A 19,096-nucleotide genomic window follows, 5' to 3' on the forward strand; every position below is an offset into this window, starting at 1 on the left:
ATTTATGCTTATTATGTTTTCTGCCTTCTGTGCAGGTCGTACATCTGTACCTTTTTCATCTTTGCCAGGTTGAGGACTTTTTCGAGTTCGTCATCCGTAAGCTGACGGGCTTCGATGTAGCCATTGTCTATGGCTTCGTTGAAGATTTCATAGCCTATGGCTGAACGGGCAAGGACTGTAGTGTAGCCTCTGGGACTGCCTACTCCTCCGAAGGAAATGTCTGAGTTTTCGGCTGTCAGGTCTGTACAGAAACGGCAGGAGGAGCTTCTGTATTCGTCAAATTCGCTGAGTTCGAAGATGTGTTCTTTTCCATCTTTCAGGGCGACCTCGAATTTCCCTTTTCGGATTTTCATGGCATCGACGTTGTCAAGAGTGATCCCATAGCTTTCCAGTACTGCTTTGATCCCTTCGTAGGCAAAAGTGTCCATGCAGAAAAGTCCCAGTTTGAGGACCTTCGCCCTCATAAAAAGGTGCAGAAAACCGTAAGAGCTTTTTTGCATTTTTGTGACTGCATCGATATTGCAGCTCGTACCTACGAAGGCAACGCTGTTCATTCCCTGTTTGACTGCGCTCATAAGGGCTTCCAGTGTCATCGAATGGGAGTAAATGCTGCCGCTACTCTTCAGGATCTCTTCCCTGGTTTTTGCAACTATGGGTACGGGTTTCCAGGGTTCTTCTTCTGAATGAACCGTGACCACGGCGCAGTCGATAAGCCCCTCGTCCAGAGCATACAGAAGAAGAGAAGTCACAACCCCTCCGTCCTGACCTTTTATTTCCGGTATGGCAGACTGTGCAGCATAAGCATACCTGAAGCTACCTATCAGCCCTTCTTCCGTAGTGATAGTTCTGGGGCACTGGTAGTAGCAGACCCCACAGGCTTTGCAGGGACCGATCAGTTCAGGCTTTTCATCTTTGATGGTTATATACTCACAGCTTGCTGCACAGGCTCCGCAAAGAGTGCAGATTCCCGGTTTTATAATATCTCTCTTTAGTTTTCCAAATGAAATTTTTTCTTTTTCGCTCAGGTTTCTTTTGAGCCTGATGACGCTTTTTTCAAGTGCATCAAATTTATGCTTGCATTCGGAACTGCAGAAATAGTAATTTTTTCCCCCGTAATCCGAAAAGTATTCAGTATCCCTGGATATTATTTTTTTGCAAATAGGATCTAACGGCATTAAAGACCTCCTGTGATTATTGCCCCATATTTAAGGATAACTAGTGCCTGATTCACTAGTTCCCGATTCTTGAAAAAATCTAAAATTGCTCTTCAATCTGTAATTATTATATTTTATGTGTCTATAATAATTCCTATGTGTTATTATATTTGTACTTTTTATAATTTATGCTATTTATTAGTACGTGTCTTAATTTATTCTTCCCAAAATATAATTTCTGTCTCGATAGGAAATATAAATCAGGGTTAAAATCTTCTTTATAAAAACATATTTGAGGGTGAATAAAATAATGCTACAATATGTATCTAAATAAGGCCTTATAGTCACAGATTAAATGCGACCTTATAACCACAGATAATTCAAATTCAAGTCTTTTTTAAATAAAGAAAAAAATAGGATAACAAATAGTCCCGCTGGATAAAAATTTAACATAAAAAATTATATTATTTATGTCTTGCAAACAGAAAAATAACAAATAATAACTAATTGGAATAAACTGTCAATTTGAAGTGTTTTAGAAAAGGTTATTACAGGCTTTGTTTATACCTTCTTTAAACTTCAGATAAATTGTATTCTTGTCTCACTTGTTTATTGAATCAGGATTGTTTATTGAATCAGGAGGCAGGTCTTCATACTAGTTCGACATCCATATTTCGGTTTTTAACTGTTATTATCTCTAAATAAATTTCATGGTGTGTTCCAATACAAATACATTAATTTTCAGTTGCAGGTTCAATAGTATAAGATGCGGATCCAATTCAGTCTATAATAGATCCTCAGGAAGGGAAAAAAAATGGCTATGAAACCCAGAATTGCAGAATCTCCTCAGGTTCGTTTGATTGACCTCAAGTCAAAACCATTCTTTATAGTAGCTTCGGTAGAAGTAGGAAATACCACAACCAAATGTATCCTTACAGCCACCAATCTGGATACTGGCAGGACGCACATCATAAATAAAGTCGTGCGTATGACCAGAGATGTCCGTCCTCCAAAACCCGGAGAAGCTGTATTTGGAAAAACACTTACTGGTGTAGAACTTACACGCGAGGCTGTTGCAGAACTTGTTAAGAATACACTTACAGAATCCGTTGAAAAAGCCAGTCTGGACATAAAGACTGACCTTAATTTTGTTGTTCGCTCTACTGGTGTCGTTGCAGGCTTTGATTCTCCTGAAGAAGTCGGCGAATTTATTAAAGCACTGGCAGATGGGTGTCTTATGGCTGGTGTTCCTCCAAGAAATATGACTGCTCCAATGTCCATTTCAAATATCCCTAAAAAATTCCAGAAATACAGTAAACTGGAGAAAGTTATTTTTGATGGGGCAGTTGCCGGGGTTGTGCCCCCAATAGGCTCTACGGGAGTTGAAATTGTCGCAAACGAGATGGAAGGTGAACTTGCAACTGCAGGAATAAAGGAAGCGGCTAAATTGACAGATGTGGATTTCAGGAACCCCTGCATCTCAATTGACTTCGGGACCACCCTTGACGGCAGGATAACAAGTTCTGACCAGCCTTATGCAAAAACAATTGGTAATTTCTGCGGATATGCAGGCGCAATTCCGGACGCCATAATTCGGGGCTCAAAGGTCGTTGATTCGAAAGTAGGAACTGCTCTGGAAGTTTTTGAAAAACAGAAACCGCCTTCTTTCATTACTTTGAAAATGAAAGCTAAATCCATAGAAGAGTATTCAAGGCGTATTCATGAGCTGATAACTATTGAAAAAGTCCCCAGGGATAGAAAGAGATACGGCAGTGTCCCTGTCAGACCCGACGCGGCTGAAGAGATAGGCGTAATACTTATAGGCTGCGATGTGGGTGAGAATGGCTCAAATATGGGAAAACTGAGTGCAATAGGCATGGAAGTCTGTAAAAGCCATGGATTATCGATTGTTTATGCAGTCATTGATGAGGTGATGGCAGGAGTGGTGTGCAGGCTCATAGAGGTTGCAAAGAAAGAAGGCCTTATTTTTGAAGACAGCACTTTCGGAGTTACAGGCAGGGCAGGAATTACCGGGAACAAACCTAAACTGATTTTGAACTGCCTGGAGAAAATGAATCTCGCCCCCAAGATTGATGAGAGAGTGGTCTTTGTCGACGATGGGCTTGCCAGAGGCGCAGCTGTTATGGCACGCTGCATGAACTCTCTGGGAACCCCACAAAATCCGCTTGGTGGCAGGCACGGTGGGAAATGTATCCTTGCCCAGCGGATCAAAATGCAGGAAAAATGAAAGGATAGCCCAGGTGAAATGGTAGTGTCTACAGCAAACTGCCTTTTCTCTTAATATAGCTCACATAAACAAAAGAAATAGCTGTTTAAAGGCAGGCATTGAATTCCTGAATAAAAAAGCAGGGTAAAGTAAAGGCAGGATAAGTTAGCCTCCTGCCCCTCCTCCTCCGGCTTTTCCGAGATCGAAGGCCTGAATCGTTTCCCTTTCTTTCCTGAACCTCTCTTCCAGCTCTTCGGCAGTAAATTCTCTTTGTTCTTTCTTTTCCGGGGGCTTGATATCAGTATATTCCAGAGTCTCTTCTTTATACCATAGATCGGTTGTTTCGAGCAGGACCCAGACTTTCCCCTGGTCGTCCTTTTTGATCTCGGCAATACGACTTACAGTATCGCTATTTACGTACTTGACAGCATCTCCCACTTTGATAGTTTTTTTGTTCCGCCCTACCGCTGTGATTTCCTTAGCATCGTCCATGCTTTCACCTCGAGGCTTCCAGGACGCGGTACTTCAGGCCCTGCAAGTCCACTCCTTTTTCAATATATGCTTATAGGTTATTCAGGTCCTTTAATAAAGTTTGTGTGGTTTACCTGAAAATGTCTGTACAATCTTAAAAGCCTGATAGAGATTATTAAGTTTAAAAAAACAAAAAAAGGATTTAGTGTTTACTGATTTCTCAGTAAACAGACGTTTCTTTCAGTAAGGGTTGCTTTCTCCACCGGTTACAACCTTTTTACTGACTGATTTCTTTCCTGAGTTCTCCCATGAGAGCTACCCTTTCAGCAAATGCATTGTGCCTGTGTATGCTTTCCTCATTGGTCTGTTTGATGGTGATCACTGCATTGTCAGGAAGGTTCGGGAATTCTTTTACCACGTTGTCTGCCATTGCTCTTACGCAGTCTTCCACAAATTTCGGGTTCATGTGTGCAGTTTCCACAACGACTTTTTCGTCCGAACGTTTCAGAACCTCATAAACGCTTGAACTCATGGAGCGCTCAATTATTTTTATTATGCTTTCCAGGGAAACGTCAAAATCATGAGCTACTTTAATTGAAATTATGCCTCTGCCACGCTGGTTATGGGTAGCCATGGGGACTTTTTCCAGGAACTTTATAATCTTGTCCCTTTCAACCCCGAGATTGGCGAGTTCGGTTGCAGCTTTATCTCTCATGATCTCCTGGGCGCAGGGGCATGCAGTCATTCCCACAACTTCAGCGCCTATGAGTTTTTTCACATCAAAGTAATCTCTATCGCCGTTGCCCCTGACAGCCGAAGCCTCGGCAAAGATATTAACTACTTCCTGGCACTTGATTCCGGTTGAGGGAGAGGCGCGCCTGATCATGTATTCGCTCTTCATCCTGACTTCAGCCTGATTTGCATATTCATGGCGGCCAAGCAGGTTATGTGCAATGTCGCTGCATAACTGTTCTATTTCATATACCGGTGTGCTGAGAACCTTCTCCAGAACCTCATCTACAGCTTCAAAGTTCCTTGAAAGGTTTGCTCCTTTACGGTCCGAGGGCAGGTCAACAAATACATCAAAAGTTGAAATCAATACTATTGGGCGTTTGTCCTTTCTTTTGATTTCAACCAGCTTTTTCATGTTTGTTACCCCAACACGGGTGAGATTGATAGCTATGCTTGGTTTGCTGGCCTGGACATCCGGGAGGTTGAAAGTACACTTTTCCATATTTAACCAGATCCGTGAAAAGATAAGTATGTTTTGTAGGGTAAATCCTTAATAAACACATAATTTTATTTTATGCATTTGGAAAAATATAGTGACCATAAGAAGTAATAGCATGTAAAGTTTGTGCTTTCCAGGTTCTTTTCCAAAAGTACAATAAAATATATTTTAATAGAGTATCTAAAAACCCTTTCCTGAATACTTTTTTGAGTTGTATTTTTAATAAGGGAGAAATATTTAAATATTTCTTATGCTGGGGACAATTTAGAAAAATTTAGTTTATATACCCTCTACAGATTAAGAGCAGTTTTGTATAAACCACTAACTACAGCCAACATCCGAAGAAAGATTTTATATACTTTAAAAATTAATCAGTGTCTAGCAATACAATTTGCGAGGTGACCTTTATGTCCAACACAAGAAATTTTGTTTTACGAGACGAAGAAGGCAATGAACATGGAGTTTTCACTGGAAAACAGCCTCGGCAGGCTGCTCTGAAAGCTGCAAACCGGGGCTCTGGGACCAAATCCAAACCTGATATCATCCGCCTCAGGGAACGCGGGACAAAGAAGGTGCACGTTTTCAAGGCATGGAAGGAACTTGTCGCAGCTCCGAAAAACAGGCCGGACTGGATGCCTGAGAAAATCAGCAAACCCTTCGTTAAGAAAGAAAAGATCGAAAAACTCGAGTAAACTTTATTCTCATATCCCCTGGAAAATTGGGGTCCTTTCTTTTTATTTTTGAAATACCGATGCGAATTAGCCTGGAAAGGTCTTTTATTTAATACTATCCGGGCTGGCTTATTTCCAGTATTAACAATTTATTTGAGTTTTTTATATTGATCTTTTCAGGGAATTTTTCTAATTATACCTTTATACTCAACGATAAGTTTAAAAAGAGATTTTCTGATTCCTAAATCATGGAACTCAAAAGAGAGAATGTGCTTATTGAAGCCCTGCCCTATATGCAGGAGTTTTACGATTCAATTATGGTTATCAAAGTGGGTGGAAACGCAATGGTCAGCGCCCAGATCATGGAGGATATCATAAAAGATATCGTCCTTCTGCGTTATGTGGGGATCAAGCCGGTTATTGTACACGGCGGTGGGCCTGAAATCACGGAAAAAATGGAGCGCATGGGCAAAAAAGCTGAGTTCTTCCAGGGACTTCGCATTACGGATGATGAAACCATGGAAATTGCCAGAATGGTTCTGGTAGGAAACATAAATACGAAAATCGTGTCTCTTATTGGTTTATTCGGCGGCAAAGGCGTTGGGTTTACGGGCTATGACGGAAGAATGATCCTTGGCCATAAACAGGCTGCAAAACATGTGCTCATCGACGGTGTGGAGACTGAAGTGGATATCGGCTGGGTTGGAGAAAGTGAGGTCATAAATCCCGAGATCCTCCATATTATGCTTGAAAAAGGGTATATCCCTGTTATTTCCCCTATTGCTGTGGATGCAAAAGGAAATGCCCTTAACATAAATGCGGATACTGTCGCAGGAGATATTGCAGCAGCCCTCCACGCTAAAAAACTTATCCTCATGACCGACGTCTCCGGTCTTCTCAGAAACATAAAAGATCCTGGTAGCCGCATATCACGTGTAAAACTCGACGATATTGACCTCCTTATTGAGGAAGGAGTCATCAGCGGCGGAATGATCCCGAAAATCAAAGGTGCGGCTGTTGCAGTTAAAAGCGGAGTAGAAAGAGCACATATCATAAATGGAAGCGTTTCCCACTCCATGCTTCTTGAACTCTTTACTGACGGCGGAGTCGGGACCATGATTTACTGAACCCTTCTTCAGTAATTCGCAGCAATATTCAACGTTTCCTGAAAAGAAACCCGTATTCCAGAAGTGAAGTCGGTAAGTTTACTTATCAGGCCTGTCAGACCAGGTGATGCTGAGGCTATCACTAAAGTGAGAAGACAGGAAGATATCAGGGGGAAATACTTGCTCCGGCGCCCGATTTCCTTCTCGCCCGATTTCCTTCTCGCCCGATTTCCTTCTCGCCCGAGTCCCGTCTCGGGAGGACGGGGTCCTTTTCGCTCGCTTTGCTCGCTCAAGAGGACTAAATTAAAAATTATAGAGTAATCTGAGATTATAAGGATCAAATTGCGGGCATTGACCTCAGATTTTACAAGAGACCATACTATAAGTTTTGGAACTCGCTTTTTTCAGGTGAGCTGTTTTTTCAGCAGTTCAGTTTAAAATGGGCGTGCCATAGGTGAAGTCTTCTATCTCCAGAACTTTTTTCCACAGTTCTTCACAGCCACAGTCTCTGCTGCTCAGGTCTGCAGGGTTCTGGGTAAGTGAGAAGGTGCGGAGAGAGTCGGCAACATCCGAGCTGCATTCTTTACAGTTATGGGGGCCACGTTTCGAACCTGCACCGACAGGGTCGGACATCATGGGGAGGTCAGGATGGGCAGCTTTTGCTTTCTGCAGAATTTCAATTATGCTCCACAGCCAGGGAGGGCGGTACTGTCCTTTTTCCCAGAGAGCTTCGACAAGTGTGCCTTTCTGTACATTGCAAAGGTTGATTGATATGGTGTCCGAATATGGGGCAGCATCGTCTATGGAGCGGAGGATATCTTCCATTGCCTGTTTTTCCGAGAGGAAGAGAGGCTTGAGCATAAGGTAGGATTTTACGGTTACGCCATAAGTTTTTGCGGTTTGTGCTGCGCGGACAAAGTCCTGGAATGTGAAGCCCTTATTGATTGAGTCCTTTCGGATTTTGTCCGAACTTGTCTCAAGCCCGAATGCTAATTCGAAGGGTTTGTTTTTCAGGATGCTCAGGCAGGCCTGTATGTTCTCCTCGGTTACAAAGTTAGGGCGCGTTTCCACGAGTACTTTGATGACTCTGGAGTCTTCTTGAAGGGTTTTAAGGATCGCATCTCTGGCTTCAGGCGGGACTTCCTGTTCGTCCAGAAAACTGCCTGAGGTGAAGATCTTGACCATGAATTCAGAAAACTTTTCAGCTTTCCTCAATGCTTTTGCAAGCTGTGACTTATAGTCTTCAAGGGTTGGAGGCTCGCTTGCACAGTCATAGACATAGCCGCACATTGTGCAGCCTCCGGCTTTTCCCCAGCGACAGCCTGCGCTCTTGAAGATCACGGTGATGGTTTTTGTTTGAACGCCGTCTACAAGGTCTGTTCCGGTCCAGCTTGCCGCAGGTTCGTCTGTAGGTGAAGGTCTTACTTTGATCCGCTGCCGGATATCCAGCACTGCTTTATTGAGAGACATGGGTTTAAAACTCGCTTTATGAATTTTTGTTTGTGAATTAATGCTAGTGAATTTCGTAAATTAATACTTCACTTTATTGTTTACTATCCAGTTTGCAAAAAAAGCCGATGAAGCCAATTGAGGCTTCACTTTACTTTACACTTCTGTTATCTTATATTTTCTCTTATCCTGCATTTCAGGTTTTATTCAAACTCAATTGTTGCAGGCGGCTTGGGAGTAATATCATAAACTACCCTGGCAACTTTCGGGATCTCTGAAGTGATCCTTGATTCAAGGTGTTTAAGCACTTCCCAGGGGAGTTCGAGAGCTTCCGCAGTCATTCCGTCTCTTGACCCTACAGCCCTTATAGCCACGATCCAGCCGTAAGCCCTGACGTCTCCTTTCACCCCAGTGCCTTTGCCGAGTACGGCAGCAAAAGTCTGCCAGGGGCAGAACCTTTCAAGAAGCTCCTCTTCTACTATGAAATTAGCTTCTCTTGCTACCTCAAGCTTTTCTTCCGTGACCTCACCGAGAACTCTTACAGCAAGCCCCGGACCCGGGAAAGGCATCCTTTCGCAGATCTCGTCAGGCAGCTGGAGAGCCCAGGCAACTTCTCTTACCTCGTCTTTGTAGAGGTCTTCAATAGGCTCAACGATTTTCTTAAAGTCCATTACGCTTGGGAGCCCTCCCACGTTGTGGTGAGACTTGATGCCGCCTTCGGACTCTATCCTGTCAGGGTAAATTGTGCCCTGGATCAGGTAGTCAGCTGCCAGTTTCCTTGCCTCTTCCTCAAACACCCGGATAAAAGTCTCACCTATTGCCTTTCTTTTTTCTTCCGGGTCAGTAACTCCAGCCAGGGCTGCAAGGAACCTGTCCTTTGCATAAACAACATCCAGGTTCATGTGAGAGAAGATGTGCCTTATTCTTTCGGTCTCCCCTTTTCTCATGAGCCCCGTGTCGATATAGATAGGCTGCAGCCGGTCCCCAATTGCCCTGTAAGCCAGCTCAGCACAGACAGAACTGTCCACGCCGCCGGAGAGTGCAATAATTGCCTTACCGTCCTTTATTTCCTTGCTTATTTTCTCAATTGCTTTCGGAATGAATTTTTCGGGTTTTACCATTGAAGTGCTCCTTCGAGTGAATCTTTCCTTTGGAGAAATGATAGTGATCGATAACTGTATGAGAATTATGAAAATTTGGTTATATTTTTATGTGATATATGAGTCTGTGCATGGGGTTTTTGATATTTAAAGGTATAGTTAGGGAATTATGTAATTGCTTTAATAAAGTACAGGAGCTTCAATCCTTGATAGTCTGTATAAATCGGAAAAGCTTTTTCTCCGGGACTTTGAGGATTCGATGGAGGAAGTTCTGGGAGTCATGCCAAGATTGGATTTATGCCAAGATTGGATTTCAGGGATGACTTTTTTCGCTAATTATTAATATTCAGGAAAAACATATTCAGGAAAAACTGGTATTTTACTTTGATGAGTTCCAGAACTTTTCCAGGGTAAACCCTGAGCTTTTTGGTCTGTTTGATGTATTCTCAGATTCATCTGAGTATCAGAAAAAGTTGCAGTATAATATAAAATTTAAACTATAGTTTTCCATGTCATGCAAAATATCCATGTTTCTGAGTATTTATTCTTGTATTTATATATGAGTACATTTCGAATTAAGAACAGAGGGTCTGGAAACCTGGATAAAGAAATGATATTGAATATTGATTGTAAAAAAATGTTATTGAATATTGATTTTTCTGATATTTTTGATAAATACTTAAATTAAATGCACGATTAAAATAAGATTGTTGCAAACGGTGGAAGTAAAGATTGACATGTGCGGCCATATTTCTTCCCCCTCCTCTAGCCTCCTGCCAGGCACTACTTCCCAGGCGCTTAGGATGCCTTTTCAGAGGCTATATAGCCGGTCCATTCCCCCCATTCTTTACTTCCACATTTGCTTTTCCGCGTTAGCGGCCTCACCTTTTCTTCCGAGTCCTATCAGCTCATGAAGAACAGGTACCATCATCGTTACTTGGTTTTACTTTCCAGTGGACTTTAAATTTCAAGGTACTGGAACGGGAGCTATGTGTTCAGGGAATTTTTTAATATATCTACAGTACTGTATTCACAGTGACGAGTTTTCTAATTTGAAGCTATTCTCCGCACATAATTTATTTATTAATGAAGTTAAACGTCATCATTGTTTAAATTTCTTTCTAATGTACTGCTTTCAATCACTTCATTAAAATAACTCGGGGTTCTAACCTCAGTAATCTCACCAGTTTTTAAAAGAGGTTCATTTTTAACTCTTTGAGAAAAGCTGGAATATACTGGACGCTGAATACATGACACTGAATACATAATACTTTCACCCCGCATACCTGCAAGTTAAATAAGATGAATCCGAAACATCACAGCATTATGGATCCACAAATAATTATATTACTGAGAAAGTGATGTAAATCGATTTTGTGAAATCCTTTTTAGAGATAAAAATCCTTTTTAGAGGTAACGGTCCTTTTTAGAGGCAAAGCGGCTGCGGAAACTATTTCGGAGTCTTTTCTACTAGTACGAATTCTGAAGGTTAAGGAATAAAATATGGGTGCTGATCAAGGAGTATTGGAGGACAGTAAAAATGAACTCGAGGCCAGAGTGTTAATGTCTTCTAGAATGCATTCTGTTCTCCGCCAGTACTTCGGATATACTGCTTTCAGACCCCTTCAGGAAGAAATTATCAGAGATGTTCTGGACCGGAAAGACGTGTTTGTGCTGATGCCCACAGGAGGAGGCAAATCCATATGCTACCAGTTGCCTTCCCTGCTTCTGGACGGAGTTACTGTTGTAGTTTCTCCCCTGATTTCCCTTATGAAAGACCAGGTGGACGGGCTTGAAGCAAACGGGATTGCTGCGGCCTGCATGAACAGCACCCAGAGCCCCAGAGAAAACCGGGATGTTAAAAACGCTTTTCTGGAAAACAGATTGAAGGTACTCTATATTGCTCCAGAGAGGCTTATGATGCCCGGGACTTTCGCTTTTCTGAAGAAAGGCAAGGTAAGTCTTTTTGCAATTGATGAGGCTCACTGTATTTCGGAATGGGGACATGACTTCCGGCCCGAGTACAGAAAATTGAAACTCTTGAGGGACCCAAAGAACGGTTTTCCTGATGTGCCTGTTATTGCACTTACGGCTACAGCTACCGAGAGGGTCAAAAAAGATATAGTGTCCCAGCTCGGGCTTAATATCGATCCGGAAAAAGGTCCTTACGTTGCCAGCTTTAACCGGAGCAACCTTTACTACGAGGTCAGGCCAAAGAAAGACACCTTTTCAGAGATAACCGACTATCTACTCAGACACAGGGGAGAAGCCGGAATTATTTACTGCCAGAGCCGGAACAATGTAGAAACCCTTACAAGAAAACTGAACCTTGCCGGGTTCAGGGCTCTCCCCTATCATGCCGGGCTTTCGGATTCTGAGCGTTCCCGGAACCAAGAAATGTTCATAAGAGACGATGTGGACATAATAGTGGCTACTATTGCCTTCGGGATGGGTATCAATAAGTCCAATGTCAGGTTTGTAATTCATTACGATCTTCCGAGAAACCTTGAAAGTTATTACCAGGAAACGGGGCGTGGGGGCAGGGACGGCAGCCCATGCGAGTGTATCCTTTTCTTTAGCAGAGGAGACCGCTTTAAAATAGAATACTTCATAGCTCAGAAAACAAACGAGAAAGAAAAGGATATTTCCCTTGTACAGTTAAGGCAGATGGTAGCTTATTGCGAAGGTAATAAATGCAGGCGGCAGACTCTAATGGAATATTTCGGTGAAGAACTTTCAACACCATGCGGCAATTGCGATACCTGCCTCAGGCCTAAAAATACTTTTGATGGAACTGAAGCTGCCAGAAAACTGATTTCCTGTATCCAGGACTTGAACCAGCGTTTTGGTACGAATTACGTTATTGATGTTCTCACGGGCTCAAAAAATAAAAAGATCAGGCAGAACCGCCATGAAAAGCTGAAATCCCACGGCAGCGGCAGGGAATTTACAAAGGAGCAATGGAGGTCGCTTGCTTCCGAAATTCTGAATACCGGGCTTCTGGAAGTCCACGGAGCTCAATACCCTGTCCTGAAACTTAACGCTATGAGCAGGAAAATTTTGAACGGTTTGGAAAAAGTTGAACTTGTCTGTCCTGACGGTTTTATACCCGGAGCTGAAGAGAGTTTCACGCTTCCAGCACCTGCAGGCAAAATTCAGGAAAAAAGTGAGAACGATAAACAAATTCCCGCCCGGGAGGATTCAGTTGCTCCTCCTCTTAAAATACCGAAGTCCGGAACATTTCCAAAATCTGGAACAGAGCATGACCCTATTCTTTTTGAGAGATTAAAAGCCCTCAGAAAGAAGATCGCTTTAAACAAAAACCTCCCTCCTTATATTATATTTTCTGACACAAGCCTCAAAGAGATGGCTGCAAAGTTCCCTCTTACTTCTGATGAGTTTCATTCAATTACAGGAGTAGGAGACCATAAGCTCCGGAAATATGGGGATGAATTTCTTAAAGAGATCGGTGATTACTGTAGAGACTATGGCCTGACACCTTCAGGGAAAGTTAACCTTTCCGGAGACTGCTTTACTGATCTCGAAAAAGAGAAGGGAGATTTAAAGAGCCCATTATATGAAACATCAGTTTCAGGGCTCGAAATTGAAGCCCAGGGAAATGATATTTCCTCTTCTGAAGCCGGTAAAGAGAAAAGTTTAGAAACTCCATTCTCCTATGCCCCTCCCAAAAAATCTTCCGAAACACGCAGATCACCAGTAAAAAGAGTAAAGTATCTGGATATGAGCATTCAGGACTGGTCTGAAACAGACTCTTCTAAACCTGATTCTCCTGATTCAAGTTTTCTTGAAATAGGTTCTTTTGAAAAGGATACTTTCGAGATTGAGAACTCTGAAATCAATTCTACTGACATGGATATTTTTGAAAATTCGTCTCTTGAAAAGACTTATGCTCTTTATGAAAAAGGTCTTGATATCGGAGAAATTGCAGAAATTGAAGGGTTAAGTATAAAAAACGTTTACAGGCAATTTGAAAAATTGGTGCTTGCCGGTAAGGTCAGAAAAATTGAAAGGCTTGTGCCTTCTGAAAGGCAGGAGCAGGTCAAGTCATTAATGGAAGAGCTGGAAATTGAAATCGATGCCCTGATAAGGGCGAAAATGGGTGAAGGCTGCCAGGAAGAGGAACTGAATCTCATAAGAGCTCTTCTTATGTCAAAAATTCTTTATCCAATCTGAATTCTTTCTTCGGTTTTAAGAGTCCTCAAGAAGCTCTTTTCTGTAAATAATTTTGTTTCTCCTATCGTTTTTTATTGTAATTATAGCCGAATCTCCGTCTTTCAGTTCTACTCCTTCCGGCAGGGACAGTTTCATATTATTTGCAACTTCAAGAGTGACAGGGGGTTCAGGGGTAATTTCATACTCAATACCATCATGCTGAAGATATACGTTTGCGTTTTCTCCAAGCTTGATAGGGTCTCCTCCCATATGTTCTATTTTGAGGCTCTTTGAATCAAGTATTTCAACATCGAGCTGTGTGAAAGTTCCTGATTTCAGGGCTCTTTCAGTACTTCCTCCGAGGAGTACACCTCCTCCCATGAGGGCAAGAAGTCCTATGCACATCATCGCGAGGGCAATGACCACAACACGGTCTACGGCTTTCTCGTCATATATAAATTTATTTAAAGATTTGTTTATAAACTCTTTTAAAAGTCCTGACCCCAAAGTAGATTCATCCCCTGAAAATTATTTGAAATCTTTATTAATTTATTAACATTGTTATGTCATTTCATGTATAAAAAAGTTTTATATGTCTCGGGAATTTTAATCTATATTTATGCAAAAAATGAATAAAATAATTTTTTGAAAGTCTTATGGGTAAATTGTAGAATGGGTAAATTGTAGAATATTTTAGCAGCAACTCTTAAAAACAACAGCAAAAGAAAAGTTTTCTCAAAAAATGTATATGTTATTCTTTGAATAGGAGGCACAAAAATTGAAGTTATTTGGAGGTACTTTCATGCCAAATGATTGTAATGAATCCTGTAGATTGCATTTCCGCTGGAAAAGAATCATAACCGTGAAACTCCAGAGCAGGGTTAACCGGGAAAAGAATCTCTACTATAAAGGCTTTTGCATCAGAGCCTTTAAAAACCCTGTTCCAGAAAAGCAGGTTTAAATAAATTTTTTGTTTTTTATTTCTGTTTTTACTCCCGGTTTTTATTTCTGCTTCTATTTCTACTTCTATTTCTACTTCTATTTGTATTTGTATTTGTTTTTACAATTTCAAAAATTCTTCAGAGAATTTTGCTTTTCTCAAATTTTTTCCCACTTTTTGAGTTTCAGAATCTCTGAAAGGGTTCCACCTCTCCGAATTTCATCGAAAAGCCTCTTTTCTTCTTTGTTGACTTCTTTTGCTCTTCTTGCCAGTTCGTAGGCGCGTTCCTTAGGGACGACTACAACTCCGCTTTCGTCACCGATTATATAATCTCCTGGCTTTACAGCCTGGCTTCCACAGGTGATTTCAGCGTTGATTTCTCCAAATCCCTTTGGGTCTCCGGCATTTGGCACGGTATTGCTTGTATAAATCGGAAGCCCGAGGTTCTCCACTTCATCAATATCTCTTACAGCCCCTTCAATTACCACGCCTGCAATTCCTTTGTTCAGGCTGCTCAGGGTTGCAAGCCCTCCCCAGCATGCAATATCCTTGCTTTCATTATAGATTACTATTACATCTCCAGGTTTTGCGAGATCGATGGCTTCTACTGTCTTTGCCCAGTCCCCCGGGAAACACTGAACTGTAACCGCAGGTCCTACCATTTTCCCTCTTACCAGGGGATGGATACCTTTCATCGCTCCTTTTCTGTGCATTGCGTCCGATATATTCGAGGTAGAGACTTCCTTAAAGATCTCCCTTATCTCCTGGTCTACGGTTCCCCTGTCCCTGATATCTACAGACTCAGGAGAGTCAACACTCTTTCTTATTTTTTTTGCGGCTTCGGTTACATTGTCAGAACGGGTTATATTTCCTCCCACTATTACAATCCTGGCTCCTGCCCTGACCGCCTGAGCTGCACTTTCGGAATCAAGACCTCCGGCTACTGCAAGCTGCACACCCACTTTTTCTGAAATTTCCATTAAAATGGATACCGGGTCCTTTCCAATCATTTGCTGGTCTATGCCTACGTGAACGTTAATATAGTCCACCCCAAGAGCTTCGAGTTCAACTGCTCTTTTTACAGGATCAGGAGCCGAGATCAGGTCTGCCATCAGCCTGACTCCATATTTGTGGGCTGATCGGAGTGCATCAAGGATTGTGGAATCATCAGCACTACCGAGAACAATAGCCACATCTGCACCGGCTTTTGCCGCCATCTCCACCTCCATGGCTCCTGTGTCCACAGTCTTCATGTCAGCTAGAATTGTCCTGTCCGGAAAAGCTTTTCTCATGGTGCGGATTGCATTCATGCCCTCGCTCTTGATCAGGGGGGTTCCTATTTCTATCCAGTCCGCTCCTCCTGCGACTGCTTCCTTTGCAATCTCCACTGAGCGGTCAAGTTCCAGAAGATCAAGTGCAACCTGAATTATGGGAACGATAGTATCACCTCTATCGGGAAACTGAAAAAAATGTGAAAAATTAATTTTTATATCGGTTTCCCTTCTATTTTTTAATTGAATTTGTGCACAAATATGCTTAAATATGCTTTACTCTTAATTTTTACTCGATCAAATCTACTTTACTCTTAATTTCTACTTTACTCTTAATTTTTACTCGACATTTATTATTCTTTTTGATTCTTTCTATTCTATTCATTTGCTGATGCAGATTTTTCAGTATATGAGTTCTTCATTATGTTACTTTTCATTCTGAGTTTCATTTTTCGAAATCTTTTGTTTTCGAAGTTTCATCTTTGAAATCGAAAGTCTGACGTTAAAAGGTTGACACAAAAATTTTTGATTTGGGAGAACCATTAGTCCTGAGGATAGTATGGAAAAGAGCCTCAAACCAAAAGAGAATGAAAACTTGTCTCAAAAATATATCACGGACGCGGAACGTAAACAGTTTCTGTCTGCTCTACACTGCCGCCTCTTCTGGGTAGGACAATATATCCCGGATTATGTGGAGTTCAAGGGAAAGAGGCACCCGCTCCATAACTATGTGTGGGAACTGATTCAGAAAGAGAAGCTTACTGAAGGCGAAAAGTCCCGGATAAACAAATGCATCGATATTATTTCAGTGAAAGAGAAAGAGAATGAAAAGAAATTGGAAGAGAAACCTCTCACAGAGGAAGAGGCAAAATCCCTGTATCATGAGACTGCAGGTTTGTTGCGCGCAATAACAGACCTTAAAGAAATTGAAAGTGGTGAATTTAAAGAGAGCACAAGACGTTTTCAGGAAAAGTTTAATGAACAGAGAGTTAAGGATGCCAAGCTCTGGCTTGAATTCCTCAGAAATGTATCAAAGTAAAACCGCGCAGCACCGAGTCTAATCAGGGATTAATTGCTGCAGTATTCCATGGGAAATTTTCAGAGCAAAGATTATATCCCTGTGCACCATTTATGAAAAATTGATGTTATTCAAGAACCGGCACGTCATCTCCATGAAAGATTTTTCACGGGAAGAAATCGATTATATTCTGGACATTGCAGAAAAACTCGAACCTGTAGCCAGGGGGGAAGAAAGGTCCAGGCTTCTTGACGGAAAAATCATTTCTCTTCTTTTTTTTGAACCAAGTACAAGAACACGACTCTCTTTTGAGGTTGCCACCCGGAGGCTGGGGGGGCAGGTCCTGAGTCTGGGTTCGGTTGAGGCAAGTTCTGTTATGAAGGGGGAAAATCTTGCTGATACTATCCGCGTGATCAGCAAATATGCAGACCTGATTGTGCTGCGTCACCCTCTTGACGGGTCAGCAAGAATGGCTACGGAATTTGCAGCTGTCCCTGTGATCAATGGGGGAGATGGTTCTGTCCACCATCCTACCCAGACTTTTCTTGACCTCTATACCATCCGCCGAGAAAGCCATCTTGAAGGCTTGAAAATTGCCATGGCAGGAGACCTGAAATATGGGAGAACAGTACATTCCCTCTGCTATGCCCTTTCCCTGTATGGGGCAGAAATGACTTTTGTTTCACCTCCGGAACTCAGGATGCCCCGGGAAATTGTCCGAGAACTTCGGAAGAAAAATATCCGCGTAAAGGAAAGCGAGTGCCTTGAGGAAATAATAGGAGATATTGAAGTTCTTTACATGACAAGAGTTCAGAGGGAGCGTTTTCCTGACCCTCAAGAATACGAAAAGGTTAAGAATAAGTTAAAAATTACGGGAGATCTCTTAAAATCCGCAGATCCCGAACTTAAAATCCTTCACCCTCTTCCAAGGGTAAATGAAATATCTCCTGATGTTGATGATACTCCCCATGCCCGTTATTTTGAGCAGGCTTTTTATGGAGTTCCTATCAGGATGGCTTTACTCGCTCTGACAATAGGGGTGATTGAATGAAGGAAAAAAGAGATTTAAAAGTCCAGGCAATCGAGAGTGGAACTGTGATCGATCACATAAAGTCTGGACAAGCTTTGAACGTCCTGCGCATTCTGGGAATCTCAAGTGCTTTTCGGGCGACTATCAGTTTTGTGATGAACGCTCCCGGAGCAGGAGGAAAAAAAGACGTTGTCAAGATTGAGGGCAAAGAACTCAGTGTTGAGGAACTTAACAGGATAGCCCTTATCTCTCCTAAAGCTACAATCAATATTATAAGGGATTTCGTGGTGGTTCAGAAAAATAACGTCGTGCTCCCGTCTTACGTGGAAGGTGTGGTCCGCTGTACGAATTCAAGCTGTATATCAAACAGCAGCGAACCTATAAAATCTAAATTCTCGGTAATACAGTCTGAAGAAGAAGGAGTTTCTCTTCACTGCCTGTACTGCGAGCACGTAATTTCCGAAGAGATTGCAGAAAATTTACTATGATTTTTTATCAGCTAAAAGAAAAAAGAGTGCTGAATTTCAAAAAAGCAAATATTCTCAGCACTTTTCTGTATCTAATTTGCAAGCATCTAATTTGCAGATAAGTAGCGGTTTCGTCTCAACTTTTTATTGTCTCAACTCTTTATTGTTTCAACTCTTTATTTTTACTTCTTTATAATATCTGCCCATTCTTTAAATCCAGATTGAAGCTTTTTTCGGGACAGAATCGAAAAGAATATGAGATCGGGGTAATAAACCATAAATAAGTCTGGATTTGAGGGAAAGAGATCATGAAAGACGGGAATAACACAAACGAAAAAGAAACAGAATATCTAAGTTATCAGGAACGTAACAAACTCCTCTGGAGACTCAGGAGTGACTTTGCCTGGGCAGGAAAGAAAATCCCTGAAATTGTAGAGATAGATAATGAGGAGTACATGCTGCGCGATATGATTGAGGAACTTGGAGAAATAGATCTGCTCAGTCCGGATGAAATCGCCGAAATCAGGGCTCTTATCCCTAAACTTCAAGAAAAGGCAAAAGTCAATGAAGAACTGCTCGAAACAGAAGAACTCACAGTGGCAGAAGCAGAAGCTCTCTGTGAAGAAGCAACCGGGATTTTGCGGGCAGCAATGGACCTTAAGGACAGGCTTGAAGGAAAAATCGGAGAAAAGGGAGCCTCCGAATTCAAGCGTATGCTCAACACCCAGAAGCTTGTAGATGAAAAGCGCTGGCAGGAACTTATTAAAAGCTTGAAATGATTAGTTTTT

The 19,096-nt window shown here is 41.9% G+C and carries 16 protein-coding genes; 9 read left to right on the forward strand and 7 right to left on the reverse strand.

Translation table 11 applies throughout. The annotated features are described in order from the left end of the window. Window positions 1-11: 11 nt before the first annotated feature. Entirely contained in the window at window positions 12-1,175 is a 1,164-nt protein-coding gene (locus tag MSMAS_RS00475) for a Coenzyme F420 hydrogenase/dehydrogenase, beta subunit C-terminal domain (RefSeq protein ID WP_011033174.1), read from the reverse strand. 793 nt (window positions 1,176-1,968) lie between these two features. On the opposite strand from MSMAS_RS00475, the gene MSMAS_RS00480 reads away from it, so the two are divergent. Continuing rightward, complete coding sequence (locus tag MSMAS_RS00480) at window positions 1,969-3,402, forward strand: methanogenesis marker 14 protein (RefSeq protein WP_011033173.1); 1,434 nt, start codon at window positions 1,969-1,971, stop codon at window positions 3,400-3,402. Between the two features lie 144 nt (window positions 3,403-3,546). Here MSMAS_RS00480 and MSMAS_RS00485 read toward each other — a convergent pair whose 3' ends face one another. Together MSMAS_RS00485 and mptA are read right to left on the reverse strand one after the other, a co-directional pair. Beyond that, complete coding sequence (locus MSMAS_RS00485) at window positions 3,547-3,873, reverse strand: DUF2098 domain-containing protein (RefSeq protein ID WP_011033172.1); 327 nt, start codon at window positions 3,871-3,873, stop codon at window positions 3,547-3,549. Window positions 3,874-4,129: 256 nt separating this feature from the next. Further along, complete coding sequence (mptA, locus tag MSMAS_RS00490) at window positions 4,130-5,086, reverse strand: GTP cyclohydrolase MptA (RefSeq protein ID WP_011033171.1); 957 nt, start codon at window positions 5,084-5,086, stop codon at window positions 4,130-4,132. Between the two features lie 404 nt (window positions 5,087-5,490). Here mptA and MSMAS_RS00495 point away from each other — a divergent pair, with 404 nt between their 5' ends. Together MSMAS_RS00495 and argB are read left to right on the forward strand one after the other, a co-directional pair. Next, a complete protein-coding gene (locus MSMAS_RS00495; RefSeq protein WP_011033170.1) occupies window positions 5,491-5,775 on the forward strand; it encodes a non-histone chromosomal MC1 family protein in 285 nt (94 codons plus the stop codon). 227 nt (window positions 5,776-6,002) lie between these two features. Continuing rightward, on the forward strand, window positions 6,003-6,881 hold the full coding sequence (argB, locus tag MSMAS_RS00500; RefSeq protein ID WP_011033169.1) for an acetylglutamate kinase: 879 nt from the start codon (window positions 6,003-6,005) through the stop codon (window positions 6,879-6,881). 408 nt (window positions 6,882-7,289) lie between these two features. On the opposite strand, the gene MSMAS_RS00505 is transcribed toward argB, so the two are convergent. Next, the gene (locus MSMAS_RS00505; protein WP_011033168.1) at window positions 7,290-8,330 is read right to left on the reverse strand and encodes an archaeosine biosynthesis radical SAM protein RaSEA; all 1,041 of its coding nucleotides are present in this window, start codon (window positions 8,328-8,330) and stop codon (window positions 7,290-7,292) included. 182 nt (window positions 8,331-8,512) lie between these two features. Beyond that, the gene (gene guaA / locus MSMAS_RS00510; protein WP_011033167.1) at window positions 8,513-9,430 is read right to left on the reverse strand and encodes a glutamine-hydrolyzing GMP synthase; all 918 of its coding nucleotides are present in this window, start codon (window positions 9,428-9,430) and stop codon (window positions 8,513-8,515) included. Window positions 9,431-10,972: 1,542 nt separating this feature from the next. On the opposite strand from guaA, the gene recQ reads away from it, so the two are divergent. After that, complete coding sequence (gene recQ / locus MSMAS_RS00515) at window positions 10,973-13,603, forward strand: DNA helicase RecQ (protein WP_052716894.1); 2,631 nt, start codon at window positions 10,973-10,975, stop codon at window positions 13,601-13,603. 15 nt (window positions 13,604-13,618) lie between these two features. Here the strand turns inward: recQ and MSMAS_RS00520 are convergent, their stop codons facing one another. Continuing rightward, the gene (locus MSMAS_RS00520) at window positions 13,619-14,089 is read right to left on the reverse strand and encodes a hypothetical protein (RefSeq protein ID WP_011033165.1); all 471 of its coding nucleotides are present in this window, start codon (window positions 14,087-14,089) and stop codon (window positions 13,619-13,621) included. 295 nt (window positions 14,090-14,384) lie between these two features. Here MSMAS_RS00520 and MSMAS_RS18485 point away from each other — a divergent pair, with 295 nt between their 5' ends. After that, window positions 14,385-14,543 (forward strand): hypothetical protein, encoded by a 159-nt coding sequence (locus MSMAS_RS18485; protein WP_155395316.1) that lies wholly within the window; start codon window positions 14,385-14,387, stop codon window positions 14,541-14,543. A 137-nt stretch (window positions 14,544-14,680) separates the two neighbouring features. Here MSMAS_RS18485 and hxlA read toward each other — a convergent pair whose 3' ends face one another. Beyond that, on the reverse strand, window positions 14,681-15,910 hold the full coding sequence (gene hxlA, locus MSMAS_RS00525; protein WP_011033164.1) for a 3-hexulose-6-phosphate synthase: 1,230 nt from the start codon (window positions 15,908-15,910) through the stop codon (window positions 14,681-14,683). A gap of 442 nt (window positions 15,911-16,352) precedes the next feature. Here hxlA and MSMAS_RS00530 point away from each other — a divergent pair, with 442 nt between their 5' ends. The 4 genes from MSMAS_RS00530 (at window position 16,353) to MSMAS_RS00545 (ending at window position 19,087) form a co-directional block, all read left to right on the forward strand. After that, window positions 16,353-16,832, forward strand: coding sequence for a DUF5788 family protein (locus MSMAS_RS00530; protein WP_011033163.1), 480 nt, complete (start codon window positions 16,353-16,355; stop codon window positions 16,830-16,832). A 103-nt stretch (window positions 16,833-16,935) separates the two neighbouring features. Then, window positions 16,936-17,862 carry an aspartate carbamoyltransferase gene (pyrB, locus tag MSMAS_RS00535; RefSeq protein ID WP_048042521.1) on the forward strand — a complete coding sequence of 309 codons (927 nt, stop codon included), beginning with the start codon at window positions 16,936-16,938 and terminating at the stop codon, window positions 17,860-17,862. Continuing rightward, window positions 17,859-18,329: an aspartate carbamoyltransferase regulatory subunit gene (pyrI, locus tag MSMAS_RS00540; RefSeq protein ID WP_011033161.1), complete on the forward strand. Its 471-nt coding sequence runs from the start codon at window positions 17,859-17,861 to the stop codon at window positions 18,327-18,329. The genes pyrB and pyrI overlap by 4 nt, the downstream gene beginning before the upstream one ends. Window positions 18,330-18,616: 287 nt before the next feature. After that, the gene (locus MSMAS_RS00545) at window positions 18,617-19,087 is read left to right on the forward strand and encodes a DUF5788 family protein (RefSeq protein ID WP_011033160.1); all 471 of its coding nucleotides are present in this window, start codon (window positions 18,617-18,619) and stop codon (window positions 19,085-19,087) included. Window positions 19,088-19,096: the final 9 nt, after the last annotated feature.

This window comes from Methanosarcina mazei S-6, from assembly GCF_000970205.1.
Lineage (GTDB): Archaea > Halobacteriota > Methanosarcinia > Methanosarcinales > Methanosarcinaceae > Methanosarcina > Methanosarcina mazei.